15 protein-coding genes, 1 tRNA gene and 2 pseudogenes are annotated in these 14083 nt (G+C 56.9%); 14 read left to right on the top strand and 4 right to left on the bottom strand.

Going from position 1 to position 14083, the window contains the following annotated elements:
- Positions 1 to 9: 9 nt before the first annotated feature.
- Positions 10 to 567, top strand: a pseudogene (locus E0F99_RS24980) (hypothetical protein); the annotation flags it as partial.
- 253 nt (positions 568 to 820) lie between these two features.
- Here E0F99_RS24980 and E0F99_RS24975 read toward each other — a convergent pair.
- Positions 821 to 1513, bottom strand: coding sequence for a tellurite resistance TerB family protein (locus E0F99_RS24975; RefSeq protein WP_083358294.1), 693 nt, complete (start codon positions 1511 to 1513; stop codon positions 821 to 823).
- Between the two features lie 125 nt (positions 1514 to 1638).
- Here E0F99_RS24975 and E0F99_RS24970 point away from each other — a divergent pair, with 125 nt between their 5' ends.
- Positions 1639 to 2166 (top strand): DinB family protein, encoded by a 528-nt coding sequence (locus tag E0F99_RS24970; protein ID WP_083358293.1) that lies wholly within the window; start codon positions 1639 to 1641, stop codon positions 2164 to 2166.
- A gap of 2 nt (positions 2167 to 2168) precedes the next feature.
- Here the strand turns inward: E0F99_RS24970 and E0F99_RS24965 are convergent, their stop codons facing one another.
- Positions 2169 to 2627 (bottom strand): GFA family protein, encoded by a 459-nt coding sequence (locus tag E0F99_RS24965; protein WP_083358292.1) that lies wholly within the window; start codon positions 2625 to 2627, stop codon positions 2169 to 2171.
- A 182-nt stretch (positions 2628 to 2809) separates the two neighbouring features.
- On the opposite strand from E0F99_RS24965, the gene E0F99_RS24960 reads away from it, so the two are divergent.
- The 7 genes and pseudogenes from E0F99_RS24960 (at position 2810) to E0F99_RS31300 (ending at position 8553) form a co-directional block, all read left to right on the top strand.
- Positions 2810 to 3091, top strand: coding sequence for a hypothetical protein (locus E0F99_RS24960; RefSeq protein WP_083358291.1), 282 nt, complete (start codon positions 2810 to 2812; stop codon positions 3089 to 3091).
- Between the two features lie 451 nt (positions 3092 to 3542).
- Positions 3543 to 3629 (top strand) — tRNA-Leu (locus E0F99_RS24950).
- A 681-nt stretch (positions 3630 to 4310) separates the two neighbouring features.
- Complete coding sequence (locus tag E0F99_RS24945) at positions 4311 to 5936, top strand: methyl-accepting chemotaxis protein (protein WP_083360430.1); 1626 nt, start codon at positions 4311 to 4313, stop codon at positions 5934 to 5936.
- 36 nt (positions 5937 to 5972) lie between these two features.
- Positions 5973 to 6506: a GAF domain-containing protein gene (locus tag E0F99_RS24940; protein WP_083358290.1), complete on the top strand. Its 534-nt coding sequence runs from the start codon at positions 5973 to 5975 to the stop codon at positions 6504 to 6506.
- Positions 6507 to 6668: 162 nt separating this feature from the next.
- Positions 6669 to 6962 carry a hypothetical protein gene (locus tag E0F99_RS24935; protein ID WP_130908981.1) on the top strand — a complete coding sequence of 98 codons (294 nt, stop codon included), beginning with the start codon at positions 6669 to 6671 and terminating at the stop codon, positions 6960 to 6962.
- 235 nt (positions 6963 to 7197) lie between these two features.
- A pseudogene (locus E0F99_RS31305) lies at positions 7198 to 8019 on the top strand (PAS domain-containing protein); the annotation flags it as partial.
- Positions 8020 to 8031: 12 nt separating this feature from the next.
- Positions 8032 to 8553 (top strand): methyl-accepting chemotaxis protein, encoded by a 522-nt coding sequence (locus tag E0F99_RS31300; protein ID WP_408003440.1) that lies wholly within the window; start codon positions 8032 to 8034, stop codon positions 8551 to 8553.
- 147 nt (positions 8554 to 8700) lie between these two features.
- Here the strand turns inward: E0F99_RS31300 and E0F99_RS30125 are convergent, their stop codons facing one another.
- Both E0F99_RS30125 and E0F99_RS24925 read right to left on the bottom strand, forming a co-directional pair.
- Positions 8701 to 8841 carry a hypothetical protein gene (locus E0F99_RS30125; protein ID WP_156795343.1) on the bottom strand — a complete coding sequence of 47 codons (141 nt, stop codon included), beginning with the start codon at positions 8839 to 8841 and terminating at the stop codon, positions 8701 to 8703.
- Positions 8842 to 8948: 107 nt separating this feature from the next.
- The gene (locus tag E0F99_RS24925; protein ID WP_083358288.1) at positions 8949 to 9860 is read right to left on the bottom strand and encodes a LysR family transcriptional regulator; all 912 of its coding nucleotides are present in this window, start codon (positions 9858 to 9860) and stop codon (positions 8949 to 8951) included.
- Positions 9861 to 9978: 118 nt separating this feature from the next.
- Between E0F99_RS24925 and E0F99_RS24920 the strand changes: the two genes are divergently transcribed.
- The 5 genes from E0F99_RS24920 to E0F99_RS24905 all read left to right on the top strand — a co-directional run.
- Positions 9979 to 11184, top strand: a complete 1206-nt coding sequence (locus tag E0F99_RS24920; RefSeq protein WP_083358287.1) for an MFS transporter — start codon at positions 9979 to 9981, stop codon at positions 11182 to 11184.
- Between the two features lie 55 nt (positions 11185 to 11239).
- The gene (locus E0F99_RS30635; RefSeq protein WP_232000059.1) at positions 11240 to 11467 is read left to right on the top strand and encodes a TolC family protein; all 228 of its coding nucleotides are present in this window, start codon (positions 11240 to 11242) and stop codon (positions 11465 to 11467) included.
- Between the two features lie 8 nt (positions 11468 to 11475).
- Complete coding sequence (locus E0F99_RS30630; protein WP_232000058.1) at positions 11476 to 11730, top strand: hypothetical protein; 255 nt, start codon at positions 11476 to 11478, stop codon at positions 11728 to 11730.
- A gap of 120 nt (positions 11731 to 11850) precedes the next feature.
- The gene (gene mexE / locus E0F99_RS24910) at positions 11851 to 13092 is read left to right on the top strand and encodes a multidrug efflux RND transporter periplasmic adaptor subunit MexE (RefSeq protein ID WP_083360429.1); all 1242 of its coding nucleotides are present in this window, start codon (positions 11851 to 11853) and stop codon (positions 13090 to 13092) included.
- A gap of 15 nt (positions 13093 to 13107) precedes the next feature.
- A partial coding sequence (locus E0F99_RS24905; protein WP_165447638.1) for an efflux RND transporter permease subunit occupies positions 13108 to 14083 on the top strand: 976 nt, incomplete at its 3' end.

Raw genomic sequence — 14083 nt, 5'->3', positions numbered from 1 at the left:
CCCTGGTAAACCGCCAATCGGCACCAAGGCAACGTCCATAACCAGACCTTGAACCCGGCCTGCACGTTCAGCGCACTGCCTTCAGTGCAATGGAGCGCCGCACTGTCGCGTGCCAGTCATGCCGGTGACGCCGAAACGCAGGTCAGCCCGCAAGTGAAGGCCCAGGTGTGGTCGCGGGAGGACTTGGGGCTGCAAATGGCGGTTTCGGCAACGTCGCATTTTGCGATGGACCGCCAGCACGCGTTCGACGGTGCGGAGTTAAATGTGCCGCTTACCTGGCAACCGGTGGAGGCACTGCGCCTGAACCTCAATAGCGGCTGGACACACGCCTATAACGGCGGCGAGCAAAAGCATCGACTGACGTGGGGCACCGGGTTTGAATATCAGCTTGCGCACGCGCTGACGCTGATTGGCGAGCGCTACGGCCAGGAAGGCGGCGATCAGGCGTGGCAGGCTGGGCCGCGCTTTCACCTAGGCAAGCTGGTTGACGTGGATGTGGTGGTTGGGCAGAGCCTGAGCGGCGAACGCAACCAGTGGTTGAGTACCGGGGCTACTGTGCGGTTCTGAGCGTCGCTGGGGACATATCCGTTGTTTGGGTGATGGCGGATATCGTTACTCTGCGGGCCGCCTAAGATCAAAAACAGCGCACGGCGGCGCGGCAGCCGACCTGTTTTTGGGAGCTGAACTCAGGAAAAGTTGTGCTGGGCCAAGGATGGCCCAGCGCGGCGGCCCACCGATTCAAGCCTTCGTTCGTGCACACCGAGCCTAGACGAGGTGCCGAGTGGTGCGGCATGCCAACCAGACAACCGCCCCTACACATTTAACCCCTGGCCTGCTGCTCCAAATGCAGTTGCAACTGTGGATCGATTTTCAACTGCCCTGCCAGTTCATCCAGGTAATTGCGCTCCGCAGCCTGTTGGTCGTTTACCAGCATCACACTGGCCAGGTAGATCTCCGAAGCCAACGCCGGGTCCTGCGCATATTCGGCAAAATCCGCTGCATCCAGAGGCTTGTCGGCTTCGGCATCGAGCCATTGCTGCAACTGCGGGTCATCAGTGTGACGGCCGATCTCGGCAGAGATCATCTGTTGCTCCTGCTCATCAATCTTGCCATCCGCCTTGGCCGCCGCAATCAGCGCGCGCAACAGCGCATGGCTATGGGCTTGGGCCTCAGCGCCGTCAAGCTGGTCAACCGTCTGGATGGCCTGCTGCGGCGCCGTCGCCTGCTGGCGTTGCCAGGCCTGATACGCCTGAAACGCCGCCATCCCCAACGAGGCCAGCGCTGCGTAGTTCATACCACCCGAGCGCGCCTGCGTCGTGCTGCTGGCGGGTGCGCCGCCCAACAAACCCCCGAGGCCACCCAATAACCCACCCAGGCCGCCGCCTGCCGAGGCATTGCCGGTGCTGGTACCTTTCAATAACCCGCCGAGCAACCCGCCCAGGCCACCGCCCGAGCCGGCTGCGCCTTGTTGTCCGGCACGCAACAGCTGTTCGAGTAGATCGCTGGTGTTCATGGTGTCACCCTCCCAAGGCGTAGTATTGGCGTTCAACAACCATAGCCTGCTGCCGGCGGAACACCATGACCACTGGGCGGACACGCCTTATGATGACGCGATTACCTCGCCGGGAGAGAGCACACGTGAACCGCATCGAGCACATTGCGTTGATGGCCAACTACAACCAGTGGATGAACCGCAAGGTCTATCAAGCTGCCGGAACGCTGACGGACGCTCAGTTAGCAACGGATCGGCAGGCGTTCTTCAGCTCGATTCTCGGCACCCTGAATCACCTGACGCTGGGCGATACCGTCTGGCTCAAGCGCTTCTCCCAGCACCCAGTAGGCTTTACGGCGCTGGCGCCATTAAGTGCTATCGCCACACCCACCGACCTCAAGCAGTTGGCCTTTGCCGATATCCGCGCGCTGTCGGCCCATCGCGCCAGGCTGGATCAACTCATTGTCGAATGGGCCCACAGCCTGCGCGAGCCCGACTTGGATCAGCACCTTTGCTATCACACCATGCGCGGCGTCGCGGACAGCAAGCCGTTCTTTGGTTTGCTGGTGCATTTTTTCAACCACCAGACCCATCACCGGGGGCAGGTAACCACACTGCTGACCCAGGCGGGGGTAGATGTGGGCGATACCGACCTGCTGGCGCTGATTGACTGAACTCAGCGCGCGCTGAACGCGGCGTAGGCCTGCATCAGACGTGGGAAATCCTGCGGTTCAGGTAATTGGGCAAAACTTTCGACGGCGGGTGTGACGGCCCAAGGCAGCTTTTCACGGGTCCAGGTTTCCATGAACGGCACGTAGTCGTGGGCGTTATCCAACAAGGTCGCGCGCACATTGACGAATTCGTCGATGCCATGGGGCCGCGTGAACAGCCAGCTCATGCAGTGCGGGCAGCAATAGTGACGGTCCACACCGTGCAAGCCGCCGATGACCGGGCAGCCTTGTGTCACGGTGAAGCCGTGAGCAGGAATCAGGGCACTGAGGGAGAACGCGCTGGCGGTCATTTTTTGGCAGCCGCTGCAATGGCACGCCATGGTGATCACCGGTGCAAGGCTGACACTGAAACGCACCCGGTTACAGCGGCAACTGCCTTCCAACGGTAGATTTTCGACGCTCATCATTTATTCCTTTTTTATGATTTTTGGCATCACAGCGTAACGTGATCCGGCTGCGTAACAAAACCGAACGCTGCGCTGTGCCTGGGGTCGTAACCATAAGGCGCGGGGTTAATAGCCCCGCCCTGCTCACGCACCACCGCTGTTCTGGGAGGCGCGTACCCCCATAAGAAGGAGACGCTTACATGGTCACTCACTTCAAGGTCGCCGGGCATTTAGCTTGCGGACATCACGGCACCAATCTCACCTCCAGCACCGAGCTGAACCGAGTCAAATGCCGTACCTGCCGTAATACCGAAGCCTACAAAGAAGCGCGCCGTACCCAGCGTAACGCCACGCGCCGCAGCGCGCGCAAAGCCAAGACGCATACCGCCACCGACTGGCGCAGCGCGTGGACACAACGCCTCACTGACCTTCCCGGGTTGCAGCGTCTGCCACGGGGCTTCTGCGGGCAGCCATTTGTCTAATCCAGTCTGGTGTTGAGAAGACATTCACCAGGTTCCCGTCAGGCTCATGGAGCAGCGCGCAGGTATTGCCTCACGGCACCTTCGTCACGGGCATCACCCCTTGCGCGCTGCTCACCCGCAGCAAACCAGCCTCAACATCCTCCGCCTGGAACGCTAGGAGCTCGCAGCGACGGCCAGCCCGTTGTTCTGTTGGGTAACGAGACGAACTGACGCGAACGTCATGGGCGACCTTGACTGAACGTGTAGGCGCACTCTGATTCAGGCCAGCGTCAGTGTTTGACAGGCGCGTTTCGCTAAGTGCCCAAAACCTCTTCTCAGCGCCAGGTTTCCCGTGTAGATCACTGATCCTACGAGGTTTTTCAGCTTCGCGCGCGCGCGATAAACACAGCTTTCGACCTTGCATCCAAGCGCGTGGGTCTATATATTCCCAACCCTGTTGCAACGCGCTACCGCCCGAATGGCGAAACTGGTAGACGCATGGGACTTAAAATCCCCCGCTCGTAAGGGCGTGCCGGTTCGATTCCGGCTTCGGGCACCATAGATATCAAGGGCTTGCCAGGGAAACCTGAGCAGGCCCTTATCTTTTCCACTCCGCAACTTTAAAGCATGCTCCGCAATCCCACTTTCTCGGCGTCCTGCCTAGCACACACAAAATCACTATTTTATCGCCCGAGGCTCACGCCTGCTGACGTACTCAGCCGACATCTTCGAAGGGTTCAAAGTCAACACGGCGGAGGGCAACCTGAGGACCAAGGGCCCAGCGTTGAACCGGTTGTTAGATTAATGGTTGTACAAGTACCCCATGACAAGCGCCACTGTGACGACCGAGCCGAGAGCAAGCAGAAATGATAGGCCTGCGAGCCGCTTGCCCATCGTGCTCCACCCATAACTCGATGATCGCACTGCACGCGCGCGTCGGGAGCGCAGCCCAGTGCGCTCAGTGTGCAAGTGCGCACAGGTACGCCTGACACGCCAGCAGGTTGGCTAACCGGAACCGCCCTATAAAAATCCCCAGCGCCAGAACGCTTGCAAATTGATGAGCGCGCTAACATTTATCGCGCCTATTGCCTCGATACAATCTTTTGCATTCCTCGATTCCGACTCGCCCTGCAAGCTGCTACTGGGAGCCACTGTGCCGCAAAAAAGGCTGCCTTTGTTCGCGATCAACGAAATGGCGTGGAGATCCCACGCCACTAAACCCCGGCCCTCGGAGGCCTATATGAAATTAAGATCCTTGAATATCGCGCGCAGAGCTTTCGTCTGCTTTGGCCTGATTACCCTTCTGCTGATCTGCTCGGCAGGCTTCTCGTATTTGCAGATAGATCATCTGCGCAATGCAGAGCAGGACATTGAGCAAAACTCACTACCCAGCATCCAGGTCATTGACGATATTCAAATTGCACTCCTCCATGCTCGCCTTGAAAGTATTCGCATGCTCTCAAGCACGACCACGGATGTGCATGATAAATCCCTGTCGATGGTCGAAGACGCCATCCAGAGACTCCAGTCGAAGACGGCGTTTTACCGCGAGCATCTGATATTCGGGCAGCAGGACGACATCCAGTTTGCGAAAACCAACCAGACCATGAATGTGTACATCGAAGGTCTAAGAAAAGTGCTCGCCCTGGACTCATCTGATCATGACCAAGCTGTCATTTTTGCGAACACCGAGCAGGCGCAACGAGCCAGCGCATATCAAGAGCAATTAACCATTCTTCGCGAGCAAAATGCGCGTCAGGCTGTGGTGTCTGGCCAAGATGCGACAGCCGTATACACGCATAGCGTCAACGTCCTAATCGCGGTACTGGTGGCGGCATTTATCCTAACCATCGCCCTGGCGACAGTGTTCACTAAAAGTATCGTTAGCCCCATCAACTCATCCCTTAAGTTGGCGGAAGATATCGCGTCCGGCGACCTCACACACGACCTTGAAGTGACCGGTTCAGATGAAGCCTCGCGCTTGATGCGGGCACTCAATTTGATGCAGAAAAACCTCAGAAGTACAATTTTAGAAATATCAGGAGCTTCTGCCCAACTGAGTACCGCTGCGGTAGAAATGACCTCCATCACAGAGAGTGCTGATCGCACCCTACAGCAGCAGAACAGCGAAATAGAGCAAGCAGCTACAGCAGTAACCGAAATGAGCGCAGCGGTTGAAGAGGTGGCTCGGAATGCCAACTCCACATCTGAAGCCGCCAAACAGTCGAGCTTGGCGGCTGATCTCGGCAACCAAAAAGTCACCGAAACGTTAACCGCAATGCGCGGCCTGACGGGGCTGGTCGAGGTTTCGTCAGATCAGGTAAAAGAACTCGCAGGCCAGGCCCAGGACATTACCAAAGTTCTGAGCGTGATCAGGGCGATTGCCGAGCAAACGAACCTGCTGGCGTTGAATGCGGCAATCGAAGCGGCACGTGCAGGCGAACAGGGCCGCGGTTTCGCAGTGGTCGCAGATGAAGTCCGAGCGTTGGCGCACCGCACCCAAACGTCGACCCAAGAAATCGAACAGATGATATCCACGATTCAAGCGGGTTCTTCAGCCGCCGTCGAATCGATGCACAAGAGTACTGTTGAGGTCTACAACACGCGAGATACGGCAGAGCAAGCAGGCCAGTCGCTACGCCAAATTATTGATTCCGTACTCGAAATCAATGACCGCAATATCCAGATTGCAACCGCGTCCGAGGAACAAGCGCACGTAGCACGTGACGTAGATCGCAGCCTGATCAGCATCCGAGACCTTGCAATTCAGAGCACTGAGGGCACCCGTCAGACGTTAACTGCGAGCAATGAGTTGTCACGTTTGGCCATCAACTTGAACGACCTGGTGCTTCGGTTCAGGACTTAGAATCTCGCGCTCATCTGCAGACAGCAGGGGATAAAAATGGCTTCTCATGAGATCGACTTGCACGCTGTACTGAGCGCAGATGAACGATCGGCAATAGCTGAACTGGAGGCCACAAACGTTATTTTACAGCTCGTTACGCGCCTGACAGGTATGCGATTTGCCGGAGTCGCCAAATTCACGGAAAAGGACTGGATTGTTTGCTCCGCTTACGACCCAGTCCATTTGGGTATAGAGGCTGGAGATATTCTAGAGTTGGAAATCACGCTCTGCAGTGAGCTGAGAAGGAACCCCAACGCACTCTTTATCCCGAAAATCAGTGATGACCGCCGATATTCAGATCGCTGGGTGGTCAGGCGGTACGGATTAGAAAGTTATGCAGGGGCGCCTATCTTCCTTCCTGATGGGCGGCTCTTTGGTGCTCTCTGCGCACTCGACTCACGCGCGATAGTATTTGAAGATCCGGAACTTGAAGACACATTAGTTTTATTTGCAACGTTAATAGGCTGCATATTTTTCGCCAACCTCACGTGCGATAAAAAGGCAAAAAATCCTTGCCCTAAATCCTGCTGAAACTGGCCGGGTGCAACACAGGCGACACATGTTAATGGTCGTGGCTGCGACAGCTGATTTACATGGAAGCTGGGGTACGTGAATGCCTGAAGATCAGGTATCTACCCTTCGATTTTTACACACCGGCTAGTCAATGCTAGACCAGAGGTCACTGGAAAACCCATGACAGGCGTCGAGCAACTGCACATAGCACAGAATCGAAATGTCTTTGTTTGCGGCGGATCCAACGGCATAGGCCCGGCCGTCGTCAAAACATTCGTCGCCAAGGGCTATCACACCAGTACCTGCGCACGAAACAAGGCGATCAACAACAGCGAGGCGTCACCGTCGTTCGCTGGATCGGCCGGCGCCAACTGTTTCGGCACCTGGAGGGGTCAGCAGTTCAAATCAATTCCCCTTCACCGCACGACAAGCAGTAATCGCCAGGCCGGATCCGCAACGTCAGCGATCAGTTAGGCTGGCCGTGATGACAACACGTCAGAATAGGCTGGCAGCCCTTTTGAGTGGGCATTGAAAGTAGCTCACTCAATTGAATGGACATCCCACACGCGAAAGCTGACGTTGCTCAACAGGCACACTGTGGTCATCTTAAATTTTTTAACCCGCGTGCGAGAGCTCAACTACACTCCGAAAGGAGCCAGAATAATCAATCGCCACACGCTTAGCTGGCTAATTTAATGGGTTGGCCGTCATGGCTTGCCTAAGCGCCCTACGCAACCTGACTTCGGGAATCTATATGTTCAATACAACTTTAAAAAAAGAGCTAACCGAATTAAAGGATGACGCGAAAAGGCAGCAAGCATTGCAAGAGGGCATCAATGCCGAAATGCTCACCCTGACGGTCGATAGCAACATGATGATTACCTGCATCAATAAGAATTTCGCCACCCTGGTGGGGTACGAACAGAGTAAATTGATAGGCACTTCACTGGGCAGTATTTCCCCCTCGTATGTCAAAGAATTGCCTTGCTATAAAAATTTTACGCGCGCCCTTTCTGAAGGAAACGCCGTCAGCGATGACTACAGGTACATCACGGCCGACCAACGCATGGTTTGGATACACGCCACTTGGTGCCCAATTAAAGATGAGAAGGGCCGTGTAACCCATATGAGCTGCTATGGGTTTGATGTTACCGCCGCTATCGATAAAGCACGTGAGAACAGCGAATTTATCGAGGCCCTGTTAAGATCTACGGCAGTCATAGAATTCGACACAACGGGAAAAATCATAACCGCAAACGCTAACTTTTTAAATGCGGTAGGTTATTCACTTGCACAACTAGCAGGCAAGCACCACAGCCTGTTTTGTGAGCCCTCCTACACCGCTTCCGCAGAATACCAGCAGTTTTGGAAAACGCTTAATGACGGAAATTTCGTCGCAAACCGATTCAAAAGAATAGACAGTTCCGGTCGGGAAATTTGGCTTGAGGCTACTTACAACCCCGTTCATGACACCAGAGGAATACTCTACAAAATTGTAAAGTTCGCCACCGTCGTTACCGATCAAGTCCAGCGAGAGCAAGAGATTAGTTCAGCTGCCAGCACGGCTTACGGTATATCACAGCAAACCGATATTTCGGCAAATCGGGGCGCAGACGTTGTTCAGAAAACGGTCGGCACCATGAACAAGATTGTCGATCAGATATCGTCTGCGTCAGAAGGAATTGAAGCATTAGGTAAGCAGTCGTATCTGATCAGTTCAATGGTACAAACGATCGGCGGCATTGCCGCCCAAACCAATCTTTTGGCATTGAACGCAGCCATAGAGGCTGCACGCGCAGGGGAACAAGGTCGAGGATTTGCAGTTGTCGCAGACGAAGTACGGCAACTTGCCGGAAGAACGAGTAACGCGACTGAGGAAATCGTAGCGGTCGTGCAAAAAAATCAGCTTCTCGTCGACGAAGCCGTAGCCAACATGGGTAACAGCCGCTCCCAAGCGGAACAAGGGCTGATGCTGGCCCAACAAGCGGGAAGCGTAATACTGGAAATTCAATCGGGCGCCCGAGAGGTTCTAGGGGCGGTTGAAAGGTTTGCCAAGCAACTGTGAGGTCAGTGGCCTCAGGTGCTGAGCAATAACGTGCTGACCACCGACAAGGGGGCGCTAGGGGCCTTCTTGACGCAACGGATTTTTTCGAACAACTTGGGTTCAGATACCGGCTGCCTGAGACAGGTAATTGAACAGAGGATGGCGAAATCAATTTTTGCTTTTCTGGGACACGCCGACAGCCATGAAAACAAGGCCTGGAATCCAAAAGCCTGGAATAGAGGTAGCCAGACCCACAGCCAAAAATGAAACACCCACAGTAAACATCGGCCTTTTGATCAGGTTTTCCATCACTGAAGTGCGCCTTTAAACAGTGTTGCCATTTAGCCACAGGGCCGGCCGCTATAGCGGCGCGGTAGGTACGAAGTTATGCGTGACTATCCTACGTGGCTCTCTGATCATTTCAGCCCACTCAACCCCGCCGCCAACGCTTCAAGTACCACCCGAACCTTAGGCTGTGTTTGACGGCTTTTGACCCAGCCCAAGTTGATCTCAAACCCCTCGATGGCCAGGTGCGGCAGCACCTCCACCAATGTCCCGGCTTGCAGCGGTTGTTCGATCAGCCACGATGGCAACTGGACAATACCGCAGCCGGCCAACGCGGCCATCACCAGCCCGTCGCCATTACCGACGACCAGTTGCGGCGCAAAGTGCCAGCGCAGCGTTTCGCCTTGCTCGCGGGTGTACTGCCAAGGGCTGATGCGCCCGTCAACCCAGCCATAGGTAATGCATTGATGGTGCTCAAGGTCGTGCTCCGACAACGGCGTGCCATGGCGTGCCAGGTACGCAGGCGATGCACAAAATACATGTCGCTCCCGCGTGAGCCGTCTGTGCCCTACCGTCTGCGGCCAAGCATCCGCATTGCCGATACGGACCACGATATCGACCCCCGCCTGGAATGGGTCGATGAGGCCATCAGAGAAGGTGATGTGCGGCACCAGCAACGGGTGCGCCTTCATCCAGGGCAGCAGAATCGGCAGTACCTGTGTACGCCCGAATGAGCCTGGCAGGTCGATGCGCACTCGCCCGCGCGGCTCGGTACTCTCAGCTTGCAGTGAACGCTCAGCTTCTTCGAGGTCGGCCAACACTGCGGCACACGTGCGCAGGAACGCCGTGCCCGCATCGGTCAGCGCCAGTGTGCGCGTCGTACGTTGGAACAGCCGGGCACCCAAGCGTTTTTCCAGCCTTGCGATGCTTTTACTGACGGCCGAGGCCGTCAGGTGCATTTTCTCGGCACCCGCTGCGAAGCTGCCGTACTTCGCGACGCAGACAAACACATCGATGCCCTTTAAGCGCTCAGAGGAAAACATCGACATTCCTTATTCATGAATTCAGTTCCTTACTTTCGATAGAAAGCATCCTAAATCAGAACTCACCTCACCAGTAAACTGTGTTGCTTGCCCCTTATAAATGGACGATGAGGCCTGAATGCTTGCCACACTGAAAACCTATCCCGCCACCCTGAACCTGCTGCTGTCCGCGTCACTGGTATTAACCCTCGCCCGCGCGATCACCCTGCCTTACCTGGTGATTTACTTGTCGGGCAACTTTGGCTTGAGCATCGCCGATATCGGCTTGGTGATCGGCAGCACGCTGATCATCGGCTCGTTGCTGAGCCTGTATGGCGGCTTCCTGGTCGACAGAATCTCCAGTTATCGGCTGATTCTCAGCTGCTGCGGCGTCTTCACCCTGGGCTTTCTGGGCGCGTATAGCGCCTGCGAACTTTGGCTGTTCTACCTCTGCCTGGTGTCGATCAACCTGGCGTACGCGGTCATTGATATCGCGGTAAAAGCCGGGTTCGGCAGCCTGCTCCCCGCCGACCAGCGCAGCGAAGTGTTTTCGATCAAATACACGCTGACCAATATCGGCTACGCCGTGGGGCCGTTTCTCGGCGCGGGCGTGGCCGCCCTCGACATCAGCCTGCCGTTTTTGCTTTCGGCGGGGCTGGGCGCCGGGTACTTTTTTGTTTACTTCGTGTGGGCCGACAGAGGCTTGGTGACTGGGGAAGCACAGCACAAGCCCACGCCCTTCCTGGCCGTCGGCGCACTGCTGCTGCGTGATTACCGCCTGGTGTGCTTTACCCTCGGCGGGGTTTTGAGTGCCGTGGTATTTGGCCAGTTCACCGCTTACCTCTCGCAGTACCTGATTGTGACCACCACGCCACAAGCGGCCTACCGGATTATCAGTACGATCGTTGCGACCAATGCGCTGATGGTGATCAGCTTGCAATACAGCATTGGCAAGCGGATTTCCCATCAATACCTGAACCTATGGCTTGCCGGTGGACTCGCTCTGTTTATCGTGGGGCTGGGCGGTTTTGCGCTGTCCACCACGCTAATGGTGTGGGTGATATCCATGGCCATCTTCACCCTGGGCGAAATCATCGTGTTCCCTGCCGAGTACATGTTCATCGACAACATTGCACCGAGTCATCTGCGCGGCATGTATTACGCAGCGCAGAACCTCAGCAACGTCGGCGGCGCGTTAGGGCCGGTGCTGTGTGGGCTGGTGCTGGCAACGCAGCCCGCTGACTACATTTTCTACATGCTGGGGCTGTTCATCATTGCTGGCGGGTTGCTCTACGGGTTGGGAGTTTGCCTTTCAGATAAGAGCCCCTCTGAACAGGTGAAGTAAGAACTGTAGTGGTCAACTAATCCCGGACACGACGTTAAGTTTTTCCTCGGCCCGAATGGACATCGACAAGGATCAGGCCGGTCACTTGCCGACCCTCGACCGGATCGCCGCACACGGTCGCTTTGCCTCGGTGGGCGGCGATGTGTACGACGTCACCCTGCCGCACAACCGCCATAACCAGACCGTGGTTGGGGTCAAATTGAGCGTGCCGCTTTACGGCGGTGGCCGCACCAGCAGCCGCGTGCGCGAAGCCCACGTGTTGCAGAGCAAGGCGCTTGGATGAGGTCGAGGATGCACGGCTTTGAAGCGGGATCACGCATCAATACTGATGTGCTGGATTCCCAGCAGCGTTTGGCGCAGCAGCGCTATCCGATCCTGATGGCACAACTCAACCTGCTGGCATCCACCGGCAACCTGAATGACGGGCGCTTGCGGGGGGCAGTCGCCTGCTGGACTGCAAAACAGCGCGGGCGTTCCTTGCAGCCCGCGCAACAGTCTTTTGTCATCATTTCCATTGATAGCTCCCTAACGAAACCCGCATTCTAGAGTGCTAACCTGGCGCTTATATCATTCCGAATGATAGTTACCTTTGTTTCATTCGATTCGTGACATAGCACCTCGCCGCGCATGATCCGCCCATCTCAAATACATTGGCGGATGCACCTCATGGAACAGTCACTCAAACATTTGCGCTTCCCCTTGGCGATCTTGGCCGTGGTGGTGATGAGCGCGTGCGGCAAGAGCCCGGAACAAGCGGCCGCCATGCCTCCTGCGAAAATCAGCGTGGCTAAGGTGCTCGAACAACCCGTCAACGAGTGGGACGAATTCACCGGTCGCCTGGAAGCCCCGCAAACCGTGCAGATTCGCCCGCGCGTGTCCGGCCAGATCGACCAGGTGGCCTTCACCGAAGGCGCCTTGGTGAAGAAAGGCGACCTGCTGTTCCAGATCGACCCGCGTCCGTTCCAGGCTGAAGTGCGCCGCCTCGAAGCCCAGCTTGCCCAAACCAAAGCCGCCGCCACCCGCAGCGATAGTGAAGCGCAACGGGGCGACCGCCTGCGTCAGAGCAATGCGATTTCCGCCGAACTGGCGGATTCACGCACCACCGCCGCCCAGGAAGCCCGCGCCGCTGTCGCCGGGATCCAGGCGCAGTTGGACCTGGCCAAGCTGAACCTGAGTTTTACCCGCGTGACCTCGCCGATCAGCGGCCGGGCCAGCCGTGCCGAAATCACTGCCGGCAACTTGGTCACCGCCGACGTCACCGCGCTGACCAGCGTGGTCTCCACCGACAAGGTCTACGCCTACTTCGACGCTGATGAGCGCGTATACCTCAAGTACACCCGACTGGCGCGAGAAGGCCGTCGTGGTGCAACAACGCCTGTGTACCTGGGCCTGTCCAACGAAACCGGCAACCCGCACTTGGGCCAGATGAACTTCGTCGACAACCAGGTCAACCCGGCCACCGGCACCATCCGTGGTCGCGCCGTGTTCGATAACAGCAAGGGCGAATACACGCCTGGCCTGTATGCGCGCTTGAAGCTGGTCGGCAGCGGCACCTACTCCGCCGTGCTGATCAACGACGAAGCCGTCGGTACTGACCTTGGCAAGAAGTTCGTGCTGGTGATGGACGGCGACAAACCAGCGTATCGCTCGGTGGAACTGGGGCCGAAGATCGAAGGCTTGCGCATCGTGCGCAGTGGTTTGAACAAGGACGACACCATCGTCGTGAAGGGCCTGCAGCGCATTCGTCCGGGGTCGCCGGTTGCACCGCAGACCATCCCGATGGCCAGCAAGGAAACCCTCGCCGCCTTGGCCCAACAACGACAAGCGCTTGAAGCCAGCAACCTGGAACAAGTGGCGCCGGATAAAGCTGCGCCACACGTTGCCAGCGTCGCGACTCCACGCGGTTAAGGGATACAACTCAAGATGAATTTTTCCAAGTTCTTCATTTCGCGGCCGATCTTCGCAGCGGTGCTGTCGCTGTTGATCCTGATCGCCGGTGCAATTTCGCTGTTCCAACTGCCGATCAGCGAATACCCGGAAGTGGTGCCGCCGACGGTCGTGGTACGTGCCAACTTCCCGGGTGCCAACCCTAAAGTCATCGGTGAAACCGTGGCCGCTCCGTTGGAGCAAGCCATTACCGGCGTCGAGAACATGCTGTACATGTCCTCGCAGTCGACCGCCGACGGCAAGCTGACCCTGACCATCACCTTCGCCCTGGGCACTGACCTGGATAATGCGCAGGTGCAGGTACAAAACCGTGTGACGCGTACTCAGCCAAAACTGCCTGAGGAAGTGACGCGCATCGGTATCACCGTGGACAAGGCCTCCCCTGACCTGACCATGGTGGTGCACTTGACCTCCCCGGATCAGCGTTACGACATGCTCTACCTGTCCAACTACGCCTTGCTCAATGTGAAGGATGAGTTGGCCCGCCTGGGCGGTGTGGGTGACGTGCAGCTGTTCGGCATGGGCGACTACTCCTTGCGTGTGTGGTTGGACCCGAACAAGACGGCTTCGCGCAACCTGACCGCGACCGATGTGGTCAACGCAATTCGCGAGCAAAACCGCCAAGTGGCCGCCGGTGCCCTGGGCGCGCAACCTTCACCGAACGCCACCAGTTTCCAATTGTCGGTCAACACTCAGGGCCGCCTGGTCACTGAAGAAGAGTTCGAGAACATCATCATTCGCGCAGGCGATAACGGTGAAATCACGCGCCTCAAAGACATCGCACGGGTTGAGCTGGGTTCCAGCCAATATGCGCTGCGCTCGTTGCTCAACAACCAGCCGGCCGTGGCGATTCCGATTTTCCAGCGCCCGGGTTCCAACGCAATCGAGATTTCCAACGAAGTGCGCGGCAAGATGGAAGAGCTGAAAAAGAGCTTCCCGCAAGGCATGGACT

Origin of the sequence: Pseudomonas antarctica (assembly GCF_900624995.1) — a bacterium.
GTDB lineage: Bacteria > Pseudomonadota > Gammaproteobacteria > Pseudomonadales > Pseudomonadaceae > Aquipseudomonas > Aquipseudomonas antarctica.
The sequence above is the reverse complement of the archived record's forward strand: the minus strand, read 5'-3'. Positions and strand labels throughout refer to the sequence as shown.